The organism is Proteocatella sp. QWL-06, from assembly GCF_058684135.1.
This window is the reverse complement of sequence record NZ_CM178755.1, coordinates 855,703-872,170: the sequence shown is the minus strand read 5'-3', so window position 1 is coordinate 872,170 and position 16,468 is coordinate 855,703. Positions and strand designations below refer to the sequence as shown.

The following is a 16,468-nucleotide window of genomic DNA, read 5'->3' as shown; positions in this document are numbered from 1 at the left end:
AATATAGTTATCATAATTTTAGAAAGGAAGTCTAATATGAAAAAAGTCGTGATCTATACAAGCTCAACATGTTCACATTGCCACCATGCCATGGAATATCTGGATTCCAAAAACATCCCTTATGAGGAGAAAAACGTAAGCAAGGATCCAGAAGCCAGAAAATACCTGCTGCAGAAAAAAATCCTTGGCGTTCCTGCCATTTATATCGATGATGAACTCATAATGGGCTTCGACGAAGCAAAGATAAACGAACTGCTTGGAATCTAAGCTATTTTAAACAAGAGAGGCATAGCCTCTCTCTTTTTTTATCCTTGAAAATCTGTTGTAATCTTGTTGAACGGGAAAAGCCTTATGAAGACCTTGCCGACTATGTCATCAAGAGGTACAGGACCTACGCTTGAATCCCTGCTGTCCGTACTGTCAAGCCTGTTGTCTCCCATTGCAAATACATGTCCCTCAGGAACCACCGTATCTATTTCATAGTCAGTATATCCGTCTTTGGTATAAGGCTCATCAAGAAGCTCATCATTGAGGTATACCTTTCCGTCGGTTATTATTATATGATCGCCTTCAACGCCAACAACCCTCTTTACAAGATCCTTTTCTCTTCCGTTGTCCTGCATAAGGTCTGACTTGAATATTATTACATCACCTCTTTCAGGAAGATCGCTCCTGTATGCCATCTTGTTTACAAGCAGATAATCGTACTGTTTCAGGGTATTCTCCATAGATGCTCCTTTTACAAGAGTAGGTCTTACAAAAGTAGTTATTATCCCGGCAAGTATGACCGCCACAACAATTACCTTTATCCATTCAATTATCTCTTTTTTTACTGCTTCACTCATTTCGGTCTCCTTATCAGTCAATTATTAATCCCATATTCAGGTAGTCGTAGAATTCCCCATCTATGAACAGCGCCCTCGAAGTCTTGCCCTCAGGCACAAAGCCACATTTTTTATAGAGGGCTATAGCCTTTGTGTTGTCAGATTTCACCTGAAGGTCTATCTTTGCTATATACTCACCCTCTGATGCGAATCTTATCAGTTCTTTTAAAATAGCAGTTCCAATGCCTTTATTGCTGAACTCATCAAGCACCCCTATCCCAAGATTGACGCAGTGCGCCGTCCGGGCTCTCTTTCCACCTTCCAGATAACCCAGGCCGACTATTCTCGAATCAGCCTCCGCTATGTAAAAAACGCTGTTCTCCCTGCTGTTCAGATAATCTGCAAAAGCCCCTATGTTTCTTGAGTCGAGTCCAAAATCCTCAGAAGTAAAGGGAAAGTTGTCGCTCTCATCCGAAAGTTTCCTTATGAGGCTGAATATCTCCTCATGTTCATCACCCGGCCTTCTTATGGTGATTTCTTTCCCGTTTTTTAAAATATATTTCATGATTTCTATCCCTTCAATTGAAAAATGCTCCCATAAGTATTATAATATAGTTTAGGAGAATTTTCTATACAGTTTTATTACAAAAGTGAGGTTATCAGATGGAAAAATTGAAAGACTTTATTTATGAACACAGTGACCTGTTTTTTACTACAGTCATTGTGCTTGTTGTAGGAGTAGTTGTATCCTCCAGTCTATATGGATGGTTTAACATAAAAGACGAAGAAAACAAGTATAAAGAGATGAACGAAGTGATACATGAAGAGCAATCCCCTGACCAGGAAGCTTCGGCCGGAAAAGAGCCGGGTTCAGCCGAAACTGAGCCTTCAGGTGACGGCTCGCAGGCACAGCCAGAGAATGATCAGGAACAAAGTGATGACCAGCAGCAGAAGCCTGAGAATCCAGAGCAGCAGCCTTCAACGCAGCAAAACGAGACACCTTCGGGAGGCAGTCCTGAAGCATCTATCAAGAACATAGAGATAGCGCCGGGAAGCTCGAGCGCCTCCATAGCAGCAGCACTAGAGAATCAGGGCCTCATAAAATCAGCAGACGTATTTCTTAATCTACTGGTTTCATCAGGAAAAGAAACAAAGCTAAAGGCAGGAACATTTGCAATAACTCAGGGCTCAACAGATTCACAGATAATTGACATCCTTACAAAATAACAAAAAAAGCGACGATGTCGCTTTTTTTGTGCCACCAACTCTGAAAAAAGCTGCTATCTGACTGAGTCAGATAACAGCTTTGAATTTTTTATTACTCTGCAGCAGCTTCTACATAAGCGTTTCTATAGAATACTGGTCCAAGTGAAGATTTTGGAGCTTCTTTTATAGTAGTTCTCATAAGCGCTGGGTTTGTGTAGTAGTAAATTGGCATTACAGGAAGATCTCTTGCAAGAAGAGCCTCAGCATCCTTAAGGATAGTATCTCTCTCAGCGCCGCTTGCAAATTTAGAGTCGTTTATAAGCTTGTCATACTCTGGGTTTGCATATTTAGCATCGTTTGTTCCTGCTCCAGTTGTCCACATTTCAAGGAATGTCATAGGATCTGCATAGTCTCCGATCCATCCATGTCTTGCAACTGTGTAGTTACCATTTTTACGGTTTTCCTGGAATACTTTCCACTCTTCATTTCTAAGAGTTACGTTGATTCCAAGGTTTTGTTTCCACATTTCCTGTACAGCTTCTGCTATAGCCTTGTGGCCTTCGTTAGTGTTGTAAAGAAGTTCAAGTTCTGGGAATCCTGCTCCGTCTGGGTATCCAGCTTCTGCAAGAAGAGCTTTAGCTTTTTCAACATCTGCTTTTACAGGTACTCCGTAGTCTCCGGCAAAAGTTCTGAAAGACTCTCCAGTTGAAGTAGCAATACCTTCAGATACGAATCCGTTAGCCGGCTTCTGTCCGCCTTTAGTTACGTTTGTAACTATCGATTCTCTGTCTATCGCAAGAGAAAGAGCTTCTCTTACCTTAACATCCTTCATCAGCTCATCATTCATGTTGAAGCAGTAGAAGTATGTTCCGATATATGGGAATATGTTGAAGTTTGGATCGCTAGCTTCCTGAAGCTGAACTATCTGGTCAGCTGGAACGTTCTCAGTGTAATCAATCTCTCCAGACTGGAATGCAGAGAATGCTGTTGAACCTTCAACTATCATAACGTACTCAATTTCTTCGATCTTAACGTTTTCAGCATCGTAGTAGTTTTCGTTCTTAACGAGTCTTAAAACGTCATTGTGTGTCCACTCAGTCATAGTGAATGGTCCGTTAGAGATGTAAGTCTCTGGGTTAAGCGCCCATCCTTCTGGATCCGCCTCAACTATATCCTTTCTTACAGGGAAATAGCAAGGGAAAGCAGTTAACTGAAGGAAGTAAGGTGTAGGTGACTCAAGCTTTACTTCAAGAGTCTTCTCATCAAGAGCCTTAACTCCGATTTCATCTACAGAAACTTCGCCTGCATTAGCCTTCTGGCCGTTTAATAAGTAATACATCTGATACGCATAGCCTGCTGCAGTTGCAGGATCAAGTGCTCTCTTCCACGCATATTCAAAGTCTGCTGCCACTACAGGCTCACCGTCAGACCATTTTGAATCTCTCAGGTGGAATGTGTAAGTAAGACCATCTTCTGAAACATCCCATGTCTCAGCTACTCCTGGAATCGGCTGCTCATCCGCGTCAGTTCTTGTAAGTCCCTCGAAAGCACTGTGAAGTACCTGTGAACCGTCAACTGCCTCGTTAAGAGCAGGGTCTACTGATGCAGGGTCTGCACCAAGGTTGTGAACTACTTTCTGTGGTACGTCTGAACCACCAGCTGAATCATCTGAAGAACATCCTGCAAGCAGTGACATTCCCAATACAGCAGTAAGTGCTAATGCTAATATTCTTTTCATATTTTTCCCTCCCGAAAAATTTTTTATATTATTCTGTGCCCAAGCCGGGCACAGATTAACATCTGATTTCTATTCTGATAATATCAGAAAATTACAACTTTTTCAATAGTAAAAAATTAATAATTTAATAAAGATGGCATGCACAGAAATGTCCAGGTGCGAGCTCCTTCATCTGAGGCTCAGCTTCCTTGCATATATCCATAGCCTTTGGACATCTCGTTCTGAATCTGCAGCCTGACGGAGGATCTATAGGACTCGGAACATCTCCTGTAAGAAGAATCCTGTGGCTCTGCTTCGCTATATCCGGATCCGGTATAGGTATTGCAGACAGAAGCGCCTGAGTATATGGGTGAAGCGGATTCTTGTATAGTTCATCCGAGAATGTCATCTCTACCATCTTTCCAAGATACATAACGCCTATCCTGTCAGATATATACTTAACCATAGAAAGGTCATGTGCAATGAACAGATATGTCAGCCCTCTGTTTTTCTGAAGGTCCTCAAGCATATTTACTACCTGTGCCTGAATCGAAACGTCAAGCGCAGAAATAGGCTCGTCACATATTATGAAGTCAGGCTCAACCGCAAGCGCTCTTGCGATTCCTATACGCTGTCTCTGTCCGCCGGAAAACTCATGAGGATATCTTGCAGCATGGTCAGGGTTAAGGCCAACGTCATGAAGCAGCTGCTGCACCTTGTCCTTCATCTCTGCTTTTGTAGCCATCCCGTGGATCTCAAGTGGCTCTGCTATAATGTCCCCTACAGTCATTCTTGTATTAAGCGATGCATATGGGTCCTGAAATATCATCTGCATGTTCTTTCTGAAAGGAAGCATCTCGCTTTTCTTAAGCTTTGAGATGTCCTGTCCCTTGAATATTATCTGACCTTCAGTAGGCTCATAGAGCTTTATTATAGTTCTTCCTGTAGTAGATTTTCCGCATCCTGATTCTCCAACAAGACCCAGTGTCTCGCCTTTTTTGAGTTCAAAGGAAACATCGTCTACTGCCTGAACGTATTTCTTGTTCTTACCAAAAAGTCCGCTGGATGCATCAAAATACTTTTTCAGATTTTTTACTTCCAGCAGCGTCTCCGCATTCTTATTATACATTTTTACCTACTCCTTTCGTATAATCTACTTTTGGAGCATCTGGATGTAACAGCCAGCATGCCGCTCTGTGAGTGTCTGATGATTTTGTGTATTCCGGCATTTGAGTCATGCATATCTTCATAGCATGGTCACAGCGTGGTGCAAATGGACATCCAGCTGGCGGTTTTAAGAGGTCCGGCGGAGTTCCGTCGATCGGAATCAGTCTTTCCTTGTTTTCCTTGTCGCTCATCTTTGGAATAGATCTCATAAGTCCAAGAGTGTATGGATGCTGAGGCTTGTAGAATATCTCTTCAGTAGTTCCCTCTTCCATTATCAGGCCTCCGTACATAACAATGATTCTCGTGCATACGTCTGCAACTACTCCAAGGTCATGAGTTATAAGGATTATAGAAGTGTTGAGCCTGTCCTTGAGGTCCTTCATCAGCTCAAGTATCTGAGCCTGGATAGTAACGTCAAGAGCAGTGGTAGGCTCGTCAGCTATGAGAAGCTTTGGCTCACATGAAAGCGCCATCGCAATCATGGCTCTCTGCCTCATCCCGCCTGAGAATTCATGCGGATACTGATCTATTCTTTTTTCAGGAGAAGGTATTCCAACAAGCTTAAGCATGTCTATAGCCTTCTGTCTTGCCTGATCCTTGCTCATCTTCTGGTGCTTTATTATAGCCTCCATTATCTGATTTCCTATAGTGAAGACAGGGTTTAGCGAAGTCATAGGATCCTGGAATATCATTGATATCTCATTACCTCTGATTGTCTGCATCTCCTTGTCAGACTTCTTTGCGAGGTCCTCTCCATCAAAAAACACTTCTCCACCGGTTAATTTACCCGGGAACTGAAGCAGCCTCATTACAGAAAGAGAGGTTACTGATTTACCAGAACCAGACTCTCCAACTATTCCGACTGCCTCTCCTTTATCTAAATAGAAATCAACACCTCTGATAGCTTTTACTTCTCCAACGTGAGTAAAAAACGAGGTTCTCATTCCTTTAACTTCCAACATTTTTTCTGACATAATTTCCTCCATTATTTACGCATACGTGGGTCCAATGCATCTCTGAGACCGTCACCTACAAAGTTAAATGCCAATATTGTCAAGCACAGAGCAAGCGCCGGGAAGAAAAGCAGGTGTGGGTATATTGTAAAGCTTCCTAACACGTCATTACAAAGAACCCCCCACGAAGCCATCGGAGCAGAAACTCCAAGCCCGATGAATGAAAGAAACGCCTCTGTGAATATAGCCTGAGGAATTGACATCGTCAAGCTTACGATTATTGGTCCCATTGCATTTGGGATAAGATGCTTGAACAGTATTCTTGAGTCTGATGCTCCAAGCGTTCTTGCTGCAAGTACATATTCCTGCTCCTTGAGAGAGTAAATCTGTCCCCTTACTATCCTGGCCATACCGATCCAGTAAGTCGTACCTATGGCAACAAGTATACTTGTCATACCCGGCTTAAGCCATACCATAAGAAGTATTACGTAAAGCGTAAGTGGAATTGTGTAAAGTATGTCAACAATTCTCATCATAAGGTTATCGACCTTGCCCCCGAAATATCCTGCGATACCTCCATAGGTAACACCAACAACAAGGTTTATAACTGAAGCCAGTATTCCAACGGTAAGCGATATTCTCGCTCCGTAAACAACCCTGATGAAAAGGTCTCTACCGTGGGCATCAGTACCAAAGATAAATCCGTTTCCTGGCGGCTGATTGGTCATCATCAGATTCTGATCTGAATATGAATGAGGCCAGAAAAACGGTATGAATATCGCTCCAAGCACAAGCAGTATAAGGAAAACAGCAGATGCTACAGATACCTTGTTGCTTTTAAATCTTCTCCATACGTCTTCCCAGTATGTGAGGGAAGGCCTTACTATCTTTTCTGCGTCTTTTTCTTCCTGAGAAACCAGTTCCCAGTTCATTTTATTAATTTCCACTATCCGGTTCCTCCTATTCGTTAATCTTGATTCTTGGGTCAATGAACATATACAGCATATCTGTTATAAAGATGAATAGTACAAGTATGAAAGCATAGAAAATCGTAACTCCCATTATAACCGTATAGTCACGGTTGCTTATACTCTCAACGAACATTCTTCCCATTCCAGGAACTGCATAAATCTTTTCTATAACGAACGAACCAGTAAGTATTCCCGCCGTAAGCGGTCCAACATATGTAACTACTGGTATGAGGGCATTCTTAAGTGCATGTTTGAAAACTACTACGGATTCTGAAAGACCTTTCGCTCTAGCAGTCCTTATGTAGTCCTGGCTTATAACCTCGAGCATAGAAGATCTTGTAAGTCTTGCTACATAAGCTATCGAACCTACTGCAAGTGAAATGGTAGGCATTATCATATGCTTTGCCGAAGACCATCTTGAAGTTGGCAGAAGCTTGAGCTTGACCCCGAAAATATATATCATCAGTGTCGCCAGCACGAAGCTCGGGACGGTTACCCCCATTATCGCAAAGAATATCGTCGCCTTGTCAATCCAGGTCCCCTGCTTAAGTGCAGCGATAACCCCCAGCGGGATTCCAAGCAAAAGTATAAGTATAATTGCAAGTATACCAAGCTGACCAGATACCGGAAAACTGTCCGCAATCATGTCACTAACCTCTCTTCCCTTTGCCGTATATGAAGGCCCGAAATCACCCTTTACAGCTCCGAGAAGATAATCTACATACTGTTTTGAAAGAGGCTGATCGAGATTGTATTTCTCCATCATAGCTTTTTCAATTTCCGGTGGAAGCTTTTTCTCTCTTGTGAAAGGTCCTCCCGGAATCGTGTGCATCATAGTAAACGTCAATGTGATTATAAAAAACAGTGTAATCATCATTGATATTACTCTTCTGACAACATATTTACCCATATTCATTCTCCTTTTTGAATATATTTTGTTTGTAACATTCTAACTGTATTTTACTGATTTTTCAAGCATTTCTTTTTTTCCAAGTAGTATGATTATTCAGATATTTAAATTTTTACAAGTTAATAATTTTTTCAATCTACACAATTTATAGAATTTGTCTATCATTCAGATAACTTACAGCAATATTGTCCTCAAAACAAAAACACAGGCCAAGTAGACCTGTGAAAGTAATGCATTTTTCAGAATTTTGCGAATAATGAAAGTTGATGCAATTTTATTTGTTTAAACCAAGAAACGCGGTCACTTCAGATTTTGTTTCAAACGTCAAAAGCTTAAGAAAAACCTTTTCATCTATTATCTTTATGCCCAGATCTTGTGCTTTTTTCAGTTTTGAGCCTGCCTCCTCACCGGCAAGCACCACGTCCGTGTTCTTGCTCACGGAGCCTGAAACAGCTCCATTTCTGGCTTCTATCATGTCCCCGGCCTCTTTTCTGCTTAGAGACTCCAGCGAGCCTGTAAGCACGAATTTCAGCCCTTCAAGGCTGTTTCCCTGGCTGTTCTCACCGCGAGACGAAACCATGTTCACTCCCAGAGCCTTAAGTTCTTCTATCAGCTTCATATTGTTGTCATTTCTGAAAAAGTCCACAACGCTGCCTGCCATTACATCTCCAAACTCAGGTATTTCTCTCAGCCTTTCATAGCCAGCCTCAGATATCTGCTGCATGGACTCAAAGCTTTTAGCAAGAGTTTTGGAGGCTTTTTCACCGATAAAGTCGATTCCCAGCCCGAATATCAGACGGTAAAGCTCATTGGATTTTGATTTTTCAATGGATTCAATAAGCTTTTTCGCTGATTTTTCAGCAAAGCCCTCCACAGAGAGCAGTTCATCTTCAGTTAGCCTGTATATGTCAGACACATTGGAGATGATTCCCCTGTCATAGAGCCTGTTTACTATGGAGATTCCCATTTTGTCTATGTCCATTGCACCCTTTGACACAAAGTGTATCAGAGATCTCTTGACTCTTGCAGGACATGAAATGTTTACGCACTTTATCGCGGCCTCGCCTTTTTCTCTTACAGCCGGATTGCTGCATACAGGGCATATGAAAGGAATGCTGAATGCCTCCTCGCTGCCTGTCCTCTTCTCCTTTACTACCTCCAGCACCTCTGGGATTATCTCCCCAGCCTTCTGGATTATTACAGTATCCCCTATCCTTATATCCTTTTCATCTATATAATCCTGGTTGTGGAGCGAAGCCCTGCTCACTGTGCTGCCTGAAATTCTAACTGGTTTCAGCACAGCAGTCGGAGTCAGCGCACCGGTTCTTCCTACCTGGATCTCAATCGATTCTATCACGGTTTCCTTTTTTTCTGCAGGGAATTTGTACGCTATTGCCCACTTCGGAGTCTTTGAAGTGTATCCCAGCTCTTCTCTCTGCGATATGTCATCAACCTTTATGACTGCTCCATCTATCTCAAAGGGAAGGCTGTTCTTTGTTTCGCCAATCCTCTCGATTTCCTTCCATACCTCCTCCACTGAGCTCAGCTGCTTTCGCTCGGGGCTTACCTTGAATCCCTGCTGCTCAAGATAATTCAGGATTTCCGTATGATGGCTCAGCCCCTCAAGGTCATTTTCAACGTTGAACACGAAGATGCTGAGTCCCCTCTTTGCTGTTATTTTAGAATCCAGCTGCCTGAGAGATCCTGCAGCTGCATTTCTGGGATTCGCAAAGAGATTGAGCCCGTTTTTTTCCTGCATGGCATTTATCTTTTCAAACTGTTTTTTCGATATATATACCTCCCCCCTTACTATAAGGTCTCCTTTGTATGGGATTATCATTGGTATATCTTTTATGGTTCTAAGATTTTCGCTTACATCCTCCCCGATGATTCCGTTTCCTCTCGTCCCGCCTCTTACAAATACTCCGCCTGAATATTCAAGAGACACAGAGAGGCCGTCTATCTTGTACTCCACAACATACTGCGGATCTATTCCCTGGTTTCGTATCCTTGAGTCAAATTCCAGTATCTCCTCTTTTGAAAAGGCATTGGACAGCGAAAGCATCTGCCTTGCATGCTGATAGGGCACGAACTGGCTTAGCGCCTCTCCCCCTACTCTCTGCGTAGGAGACGACGGATCAGAAAGCTCCGGGTTCTCCTTTTCAAGTTCTATGAGCCTGAGCATCAGCCTGTCAAATTCAGGGTCGCTTATCTCGCTCACATCTTCCTTATAATAAAGATCTGAATAATAATTTATCTTTTCTCTCAGTTTTTTTATCTCTTCTTCTGGCTTCATATCCTTCTCCTTGTGCATGTCTTTTGTTTCAATTTATGATATCACAAAAAAAGAACTAACTCCAGTTGATAACTGAAATTAGTTCCTGTATTCTAGCTTATGATTTTCTGTGTTCAAGATTATTTTGCGTAATCTATCGCTCTTGTCTCTCTTATGATATTGACCTTGATCTGTCCTGGATATTCCATCTCCTGCTCGATTCTCTTTGTAATGTTTCTTGCAAGAAGTGGAAGCCCTGCATCGTTTATGTCTTCCGGCTTGACAAGTATTCTTACTTCTCTTCCTGCCTGAATTGCATATGATTTGTCAACTCCCTCGAAATCATTTGAAATTTCTTCAAGTTTTTCAAGTCTCTTGATGTAAGCCTCGAGTGTCTCTCCTCTTGCTCCCGGTCTTGCTGCTGAAATTGCATCCGCAGCAGTTACAAGCACTGCTTCAACCGACTGTGGTTCATAATCGCCATGGTGCGTCGACATTGCATGTATGACCTCTTTGGACTCTTTGTATCTTCTTAGCAGATCCATACCGATTTCTACGTGAGTTCCTTCCATTTCATGGTCTACTGCCTTACCAATATCATGAAGCAGTCCCGCTCTCTTTGCAAGCTTAGGGTCTGCGCCGATTTCCGTGGCCATAATTCCGCATAAATGAGATATTTCAACAGAGTGCTTCAGCACGTTCTGGCCGTAGCTTGTTCTGTATTTTAGTCTGCCTAATAATTTTATGAGCTCTGGATGTAATCCAAATACTCCTGTTTCGAAAGAAGCTTTTTCTCCTTCTTCCTTGATCATAGTGTCAACTTCGACCTTTGCCTTTTCAACCATCTCTTCGATTCTGGATGGATGTATTCTTCCGTCAGATATCAATCTTTCAAGCGCGATTCTTGCGATTTCTCTCCTTATCGGATCAAACGCAGATAAAACTACCGCTTCCGGTGTATCATCAATAATAAAATCTACCCCTGTAAGTGTTTCAAGAGTCCTTATGTTTCTACCCTCTCTACCAATTATTCTTCCCTTCATTTCATCGTTAGGAAGACTAACTACTGATACTGTTGTTTCGGCAACATGATCTGCTGCACACCTCTGAATTGCATAGGATACGATTTCTCTGGCTTTCTTTTCAGCTTCGTCTTTAGCTTTGCTTTCAAGATCCTTGACCATAATCGCCATTTCCTGTTTTACTTCTCTTTCAGCCATGGAAAGAATCTCTCTCTTGGCTTCATCCAGCGTAAGCTTTGATACATCCTCAAGCTTCTGCATCTGCGCATCTACCAGTTTGGATATGTCTTCCTCTTTTTCCTGGAGCTTTCTGAATTTGTCATTATACCTGTTGTCTTTTTCTTCCACCTGACTTATCTTCTTGTCAAGCGTTTCTTCCTTCTGGAGTACTCTCTTTTCATATTTCTGAAGTTCGTTTCGTCTTTCCTTGTATTCCTTCTCGGCTTCAGCTCTAAGCTTATGAACTTCCTCCTTAGCTTCAACTAGTTTTTCCTTTTTGACTGATTCTGCTTTCTTTTCTGCGTCATCTATCATACGTTTAACTACCGTCTCTGCTTCATTCAGCTTGCCTTCGGCTATCTTCTTTCTTATAAAATAACCCGCTGCCACTGAAATTCCTGCTACTAACAGTACTATTATCATCATTTGAATATTTGCCTGGTTTATCTTACCCACCTCCTTTTCTGAATTTTTCTTTCAATTGTCCATAATCATCATAAGGTATCCTGAATCAGGATACATACATATATTTTAATATCAATATCTTAAACTGTCAATGAAAAGCACAAAAATACAGGAAATTTCCCTGTATTTCTGTGTATTGTAATTCAGTTTTCAGCATAGTCTGAGGTTTTTCTACTCAGCAGACAGCTCCTTTTCCTCATCTTCCTTTTCAGGAACGAATTCCAGGCTGTTTGACTTGTCGTAGAAATCTCTTACCTTCTTTTCCACTTCATCCATTATATCCTTATTCTCAAGGAAGTAAGCCTTCACGTTCTCCCTTCCCTGTCCGAGCTTGTTGTCATTATATGAATACCATGATCCGGATTTTTTGATTACATCGATATTAGCTGCAAGATCCACGAGCTCTCCTACTTTTGAGATTCCCTGTCCATACATGATGTCAAATTCACATTGTCTGAAAGGCGGAGCTACCTTGTTTTTTACGATCTTTGCTCTTGTTCTGTTTCCGATGATCTCATCGCCCTGCTTTATTGAGTCTATCCTTCTTACGTCAATCCTTATCGAAGAGTAGAACTTTAGCGCTCTTCCTCCGGTTGTAGTCTCAGGATTACCAAACATTACGCCTATTTTCTCTCTAAGCTGGTTTATGAATATCGTTATCGTCTTTGATTTATTTATTGAGCTTGTAAGCTTTCTGAGAGCCTGTGACATAAGCCTTGCCTGAAGACCCATGTGTGAATCTCCCATCTCGCCTTCGATCTCCGCCTTTGGAACAAGCGCGGCAACCGAGTCTACTACGATTATGTCTACAACGCCGCTGCTCACGAGCGTGTCAGTTATCTCAAGCGCCTGCTCTCCCGTATCAGGCTGAGAGATTATAAGGCTGTCTATATCAACTCCAAGAGCCTTTGCATATGCAGGGTCAAGCGCATGCTCAGCATCTATGAATGCCGCCACGCCTCCTGCCTTCTGAGCCTCTGCAACCGCATGAAGCGCTACTGTAGTCTTACCTGAAGATTCAGGCCCATATATCTCAATAATCCTTCCCTTAGGAAGTCCTCCAATACCTATGGCAAGGTCAAGTCCTAAAGAACCAGTGGAGATTACCTCCAGATTCATCTTTGCATTTTCCCCAAGCATCATTACAGAGCCTTTTCCAAACTCCTTTTCGATTTTAGCCATAGTGCTTTCAATCGCTTTTCTTTTTTCTTCCTGCATGCTTCCTCCTATCCAAATTAAGACTAATTTGTCATTTTTTTAAAGTATATCTCATAAAATTTATACAGTCAATCGACTATATTATATTGTGTCCGAGTATCTCAGTTATTTCCGGCTCATACTTTTTTGTAGCCTCAAGCTCTTTGTCCTTACGCCTCACGAAAAGATATGAAATCGACATCAGAACAAGTCCTGATACTATGCTTATAGTCTCTCCGTCTATTCCCATTGAAGAGGTTATCAGCGAAGGTATTCCGATTCCTGCAAGCAGCGCGCACAGCGGTATCAGGTATACTATTATTGCTGCTCTGAGGACATCAGGAGTATCCATTATAAGGTTGACGCTGTCATTTACCTTTGCTCCGACTGTATTTTTAGCCGTAATGTTGATCTCCTTCTGATCGCTTTTACCCATTTCACACGCCTTGCATTTTCCACATGCAGACTGTCTCTTTACATTCACGATGGCTTTGTCATCAACGATGCCAACGACTACTCCAAATTCTCTCATGATTTCTCCTTTATTTCTCTGCTTCTTCAATCGTTCTTATTGCCTTAAGCGTTGATTCTATTATCTCGTCATTCGGGTCTATCTCCATAGCTTTTCTTATATATAGCTTTGCATTTTCAATATCTCTCATGTTCAGATATACAACTGCTGTGTTGCTCAGTATCTCCGTGCTCTGTGGCTCTATGTCAAGCGCCGAAAGGTAGAATTCAAGCGACTGATCAAATTCTCCGATATATGCATAGCATATCCCCAGCTCGCACAGCAGAAGAGTATCAGTGTTGTTTATGAGAAGCGCCTTTTCGTATGCCTCGATAGCCTCTTCAAATTCTGAAAACGCCTTATGGCAGAAGCCTCTTGCATAATTCATCCTGAAGCTGAGGTCCTTGTCCTCTGTTGTCTCCGGCAGCTCATCAAGAACCTCCAGAGCCTCCTCCAGCTTCATCTCATCTATGAATTCCTCTGCTATTTCAAGTTTTTCACGAACACTAAGTTTCATAATCATATTCTCAGCCTCCTCTGCTATTTCATTGTCATTTGAATACTCTGCAACCTTTTTCAGATGCTCGACTGCCTCATCAGGCTCTCCCAGGTTCATCTTGAAGAACGACAGCTGGTAGTTTGCGAGCACGTGATTCTCATCAATATCAAGCACCGCTTCAAAAAACTCCTGAGCCTCCCTGAAAAAAAGCTTCTTCAGCTCTCTGTCCTCAGTGTCTGCCAGATATTCCTTGCATATGTGAGCATAGTTGTATATAAGGTCCTTGTTATCATCCGAAAGCAGCATCCCAGCTCTCAGAAATACCAGCGCATCCGCATAGTTCCTGTTTTCATATTTAGCTTTTGCAAGGCTTGATATCAGGATCTCCGGCTTTTCTATATTATTCCTTATAAAATCTACATACTGCGCATTGTATTTGAACTGGCTGTCTATTCCAAGAAGGTAAAGCACAGCCTCAGCTATCTGAAGCGTGGTTATCCCGGCATCATCATCTGCCGCCATCTTTACAATGTCCTTTGAAAACACCGGCACCATGAACTCGCTGTCCGTATCCCCAAACCTGCTCAGTATGCTCTCATCTTCTATTTCTATGAATACAAGCCTGTCCGTAAGCGATGATAGAAAATCATCCAAATTAGATCTCATATGCTCTCCTTAACATTCTGTAATCGCCGTTATGGTCCTTTCCGGAATCATAATTAACGATCAATACATTTACTGACTTAACTATATCTGTCTTATCAGATTTTTTTATCTCCGATATATATTGTACCATATCATACTCAAAAATTGACCAGTTTATTTTCTTGTATGCATCCTTGTAGTGGACATCCTCTGCAAATCCCAGCTCAACGAGATTCTGCTGGTCTCTCGTGAACTCAAATATGAATTCCCTGAGCCTGGATTCACCTTCTCTCGCATTTTTGCTCGCAAGAAACGCGGGCAGTGACGGATTTCTCCCCATGTTCATGTAGTCGAGCCTCAGAAGCTCTACATAAAAATCGGTATTCATACAATCGCATTCAGATCTGCTGAGCCCCAGCAGCTTCATAGCGCGGAATTCCTCTTCTTTTCTGACTGTATTTATATCATTATTCTTTATGATGGCCGAGAGATCCTCAAAAAGGTCGTACCCTCTGCCGCAGTAGACAGTGTCATAAAGATATTCCATGCTGTATCTGAATCTACCCGTGTTGTAAAATCTGTCGAGCACGTTCTCCACGGATCTCAGATGGTCAATGTCGGCATAGCTCATGTAACTGTTTTTCAGTACCTCATACGGAGGATATGACCTGTAGCTGTATCCGTGCTTTTCTACGGTCTTTTCCATAGGGCTGCCCTTGAGTATCTTGAGGAATCCCAGCTGAAGCGCGTCCGGCTTGAGTGAAAAAACATCATTGAATGATTTCCTGAATCTTTGGAGGTCCTCATACGGAAGCCCTGCAATCAGGTCAAGGTGCTGATGCACATTCCCGTAAGACTTTATCTCGAGCACATTATGGCTGAGCTCCTCAAAGCGGTTTGCTCTGCGTACTTCTCGAAGGGTCGCGTCATTGGTTGACTGAACTCCGATCTCAAACTGAAAAAGCCCTCTCCTTGCCGTCTTTATAAGATCGAGCACAGGCCTCTGAAGCAGATGCGCAGTAATCTCAAAATGAAAATTTATACTGCCGTCATCGAGGCTCATCAGAAAGGAAATCATTTCAAGCGCCTTGCTTTCATCAGAATTGAAGGTCCTGTCAACGAACTTTATCTGTCTTGCGCCAAGGCTCACCAGATGAGTCAGCTCTGCCTTCACTCTGTCATAATCAAAAAACCTCACGCCCTTTGTCGTAGATGACAGGCAGTATGAACAGCTGAATGTACATCCTCTTGAGGTCTCGTAGTAAACGATCTTGTTCTCGATTTCCTGTTTCTTCGTTTCGAGATATACCGGCGGAATTATCGAAAGATCTGTAATAACGAGGCTTCTTGATTCAAAATCCATGTCGCATGGAGCAAAAGCTGTATAAAGATTGGTTATATTCATCAAAGGCTCCAGATACGGTGAATTCTCTCCAAAAGCCCTGCTTATTTCTCCCGCTGAATCTTCTGCCTGCAGCATTATGTCCGCGAGATCTGAAATCGCCTTTTCGCCTTCTCCTGCTATCACAAAATCTACGAACGGATTTTTCTTTATTACCATGTCAGCATCATAGGTCACTTCAGGACCCCCAAGAAGAATCATAGTCTGCGGAGAGATCTTCTTTATGTTCTCGGCAAGCTTCATCGTTCTTTCGATATTCCAGATATAACACGAAAAGGCTACCATATCGTAGCCTCCCTGCATTATCTTGCTGAGTATTTCTTCTATATCTTCATTTATAGTAAATTCCTCTACGACCGAATCCACTCTGTCTCTTATCATGGCATGCATATATTTTACAGCCAGGTTCGAGTGAATGAATTTGGAATTCAAGGTAGTAAGGAGTATCTTCATAAATTACCTTTCTTTCGTGCAGAGCGCACTGT

Annotated in this window: 15 protein-coding genes; 2 read left to right on the top strand and 13 right to left on the bottom strand. The window is 42.3% G+C overall.

The features are described from left to right. Positions 1–36 precede the first annotated feature (36 nt). Positions 37–267 (top strand): glutaredoxin family protein, encoded by a 231-nt coding sequence (locus AC4PGZ_RS04075; RefSeq protein WP_492159772.1) that lies wholly within the window; start codon positions 37–39, stop codon positions 265–267. A gap of 38 nt (positions 268–305) precedes the next feature. On the opposite strand, the gene lepB is transcribed toward AC4PGZ_RS04075, so the two are convergent. Together lepB and AC4PGZ_RS04065 are read right to left on the bottom strand one after the other, a co-directional pair. Next, positions 306–845 carry a signal peptidase I gene (lepB, locus tag AC4PGZ_RS04070; protein ID WP_492159771.1) on the bottom strand — a complete coding sequence of 180 codons (540 nt, stop codon included), beginning with the start codon at positions 843–845 and terminating at the stop codon, positions 306–308. Positions 846–858: 13 nt separating this feature from the next. Next, positions 859–1,389 carry a GNAT family N-acetyltransferase gene (locus AC4PGZ_RS04065; protein WP_492159770.1) on the bottom strand — a complete coding sequence of 177 codons (531 nt, stop codon included), beginning with the start codon at positions 1,387–1,389 and terminating at the stop codon, positions 859–861. Between the two features lie 98 nt (positions 1,390–1,487). Between AC4PGZ_RS04065 and AC4PGZ_RS04060 the strand changes: the two genes are divergently transcribed. Continuing rightward, a complete protein-coding gene (locus tag AC4PGZ_RS04060) occupies positions 1,488–2,051 on the top strand; it encodes an endolytic transglycosylase MltG (RefSeq protein ID WP_492159769.1) in 564 nt (187 codons plus the stop codon). Positions 2,052–2,142: 91 nt separating this feature from the next. Here AC4PGZ_RS04060 and AC4PGZ_RS04055 read toward each other — a convergent pair whose 3' ends face one another. From AC4PGZ_RS04055 to AC4PGZ_RS04005, 11 genes are all read right to left on the bottom strand, one after another. Beyond that, a complete protein-coding gene (locus AC4PGZ_RS04055; RefSeq protein ID WP_492159768.1) occupies positions 2,143–3,768 on the bottom strand; it encodes a peptide ABC transporter substrate-binding protein in 1,626 nt (541 codons plus the stop codon). 124 nt (positions 3,769–3,892) lie between these two features. Next, positions 3,893–4,876, bottom strand: coding sequence for an ABC transporter ATP-binding protein (locus AC4PGZ_RS04050; protein ID WP_492159767.1), 984 nt, complete (start codon positions 4,874–4,876; stop codon positions 3,893–3,895). Further along, on the bottom strand, positions 4,869–5,888 hold the full coding sequence (locus AC4PGZ_RS04045; protein ID WP_492159766.1) for an ABC transporter ATP-binding protein: 1,020 nt from the start codon (positions 5,886–5,888) through the stop codon (positions 4,869–4,871). Before AC4PGZ_RS04045 ends, AC4PGZ_RS04050 begins: the two co-directional genes overlap by 8 nt. A gap of 11 nt (positions 5,889–5,899) precedes the next feature. Beyond that, a complete protein-coding gene (locus AC4PGZ_RS04040) occupies positions 5,900–6,814 on the bottom strand; it encodes an ABC transporter permease (RefSeq protein WP_492159765.1) in 915 nt (304 codons plus the stop codon). Positions 6,815–6,827: 13 nt separating this feature from the next. Further along, positions 6,828–7,748, bottom strand: a complete 921-nt coding sequence (locus tag AC4PGZ_RS04035; protein ID WP_492159764.1) for an ABC transporter permease — start codon at positions 7,746–7,748, stop codon at positions 6,828–6,830. Between the two features lie 274 nt (positions 7,749–8,022). Then, on the bottom strand, positions 8,023–10,044 hold the full coding sequence (ligA, locus tag AC4PGZ_RS04030; protein WP_492159763.1) for an NAD-dependent DNA ligase LigA: 2,022 nt from the start codon (positions 10,042–10,044) through the stop codon (positions 8,023–8,025). 119 nt (positions 10,045–10,163) lie between these two features. After that, positions 10,164–11,690 (bottom strand): ribonuclease Y, encoded by a 1,527-nt coding sequence (rny, locus tag AC4PGZ_RS04025; RefSeq protein WP_492159762.1) that lies wholly within the window; start codon positions 11,688–11,690, stop codon positions 10,164–10,166. A gap of 210 nt (positions 11,691–11,900) precedes the next feature. Next, positions 11,901–12,947, bottom strand: coding sequence for a recombinase RecA (gene recA, locus AC4PGZ_RS04020; protein WP_492159761.1), 1,047 nt, complete (start codon positions 12,945–12,947; stop codon positions 11,901–11,903). 76 nt (positions 12,948–13,023) lie between these two features. Then, a complete protein-coding gene (locus AC4PGZ_RS04015) occupies positions 13,024–13,458 on the bottom strand; it encodes a SoxR reducing system RseC family protein (RefSeq protein WP_492159760.1) in 435 nt (144 codons plus the stop codon). Positions 13,459–13,468: 10 nt separating this feature from the next. Continuing rightward, the gene (locus tag AC4PGZ_RS04010) at positions 13,469–14,602 is read right to left on the bottom strand and encodes a tetratricopeptide repeat protein (RefSeq protein WP_492159759.1); all 1,134 of its coding nucleotides are present in this window, start codon (positions 14,600–14,602) and stop codon (positions 13,469–13,471) included. Continuing rightward, positions 14,592–16,436, bottom strand: coding sequence for a B12-binding domain-containing radical SAM protein (locus AC4PGZ_RS04005; protein ID WP_492159758.1), 1,845 nt, complete (start codon positions 16,434–16,436; stop codon positions 14,592–14,594). The genes AC4PGZ_RS04010 and AC4PGZ_RS04005 overlap by 11 nt, the downstream gene beginning before the upstream one ends. Between the last annotated feature and the right edge of the window lie 32 nt (positions 16,437–16,468).

Excerpts from the sequence above, each read along its gene's own strand:
- AC4PGZ_RS04005 (WP_492159758.1), bottom strand. The coding sequence starts at position 16,436 with ATGAAGATACTCCTTACTACCTTGAATTCCAAATTCATTCACTCGAAC.
- AC4PGZ_RS04060 (WP_492159769.1), top strand. The coding sequence starts at position 1,488 with ATGGAAAAATTGAAAGACTTTATTTATGAACACAGTGACCTGTTTTTT.
- AC4PGZ_RS04065 (WP_492159770.1), bottom strand. The coding sequence starts at position 1,389 with ATGAAATATATTTTAAAAAACGGGAAAGAAATCACCATAAGAAGGCCG.
- AC4PGZ_RS04045 (WP_492159766.1), bottom strand. The coding sequence starts at position 5,888 with ATGTCAGAAAAAATGTTGGAAGTTAAAGGAATGAGAACCTCGTTTTTT.
- AC4PGZ_RS04015 (WP_492159760.1), bottom strand. The coding sequence starts at position 13,458 with ATGAGAGAATTTGGAGTAGTCGTTGGCATCGTTGATGACAAAGCCATC.
- AC4PGZ_RS04055 (WP_492159768.1), bottom strand. The coding sequence starts at position 3,768 with ATGAAAAGAATATTAGCATTAGCACTTACTGCTGTATTGGGAATGTCA.
- lepB (WP_492159771.1), bottom strand. The coding sequence starts at position 845 with ATGAGTGAAGCAGTAAAAAAAGAGATAATTGAATGGATAAAGGTAATT.
- AC4PGZ_RS04075 (WP_492159772.1), top strand. The coding sequence starts at position 37 with ATGAAAAAAGTCGTGATCTATACAAGCTCAACATGTTCACATTGCCAC.
- ligA (WP_492159763.1), bottom strand. The coding sequence starts at position 10,044 with ATGAAGCCAGAAGAAGAGATAAAAAAACTGAGAGAAAAGATAAATTAT.
- recA (WP_492159761.1), bottom strand. The coding sequence starts at position 12,947 with ATGCAGGAAGAAAAAAGAAAAGCGATTGAAAGCACTATGGCTAAAATC.
- AC4PGZ_RS04010 (WP_492159759.1), bottom strand. The coding sequence starts at position 14,602 with ATGAGATCTAATTTGGATGATTTTCTATCATCGCTTACGGACAGGCTT.
- AC4PGZ_RS04050 (WP_492159767.1), bottom strand. The coding sequence starts at position 4,876 with ATGTATAATAAGAATGCGGAGACGCTGCTGGAAGTAAAAAATCTGAAA.
- AC4PGZ_RS04035 (WP_492159764.1), bottom strand. The coding sequence starts at position 7,748 with ATGGGTAAATATGTTGTCAGAAGAGTAATATCAATGATGATTACACTG.
- rny (WP_492159762.1), bottom strand. The coding sequence starts at position 11,690 with ATGATGATAATAGTACTGTTAGTAGCAGGAATTTCAGTGGCAGCGGGT.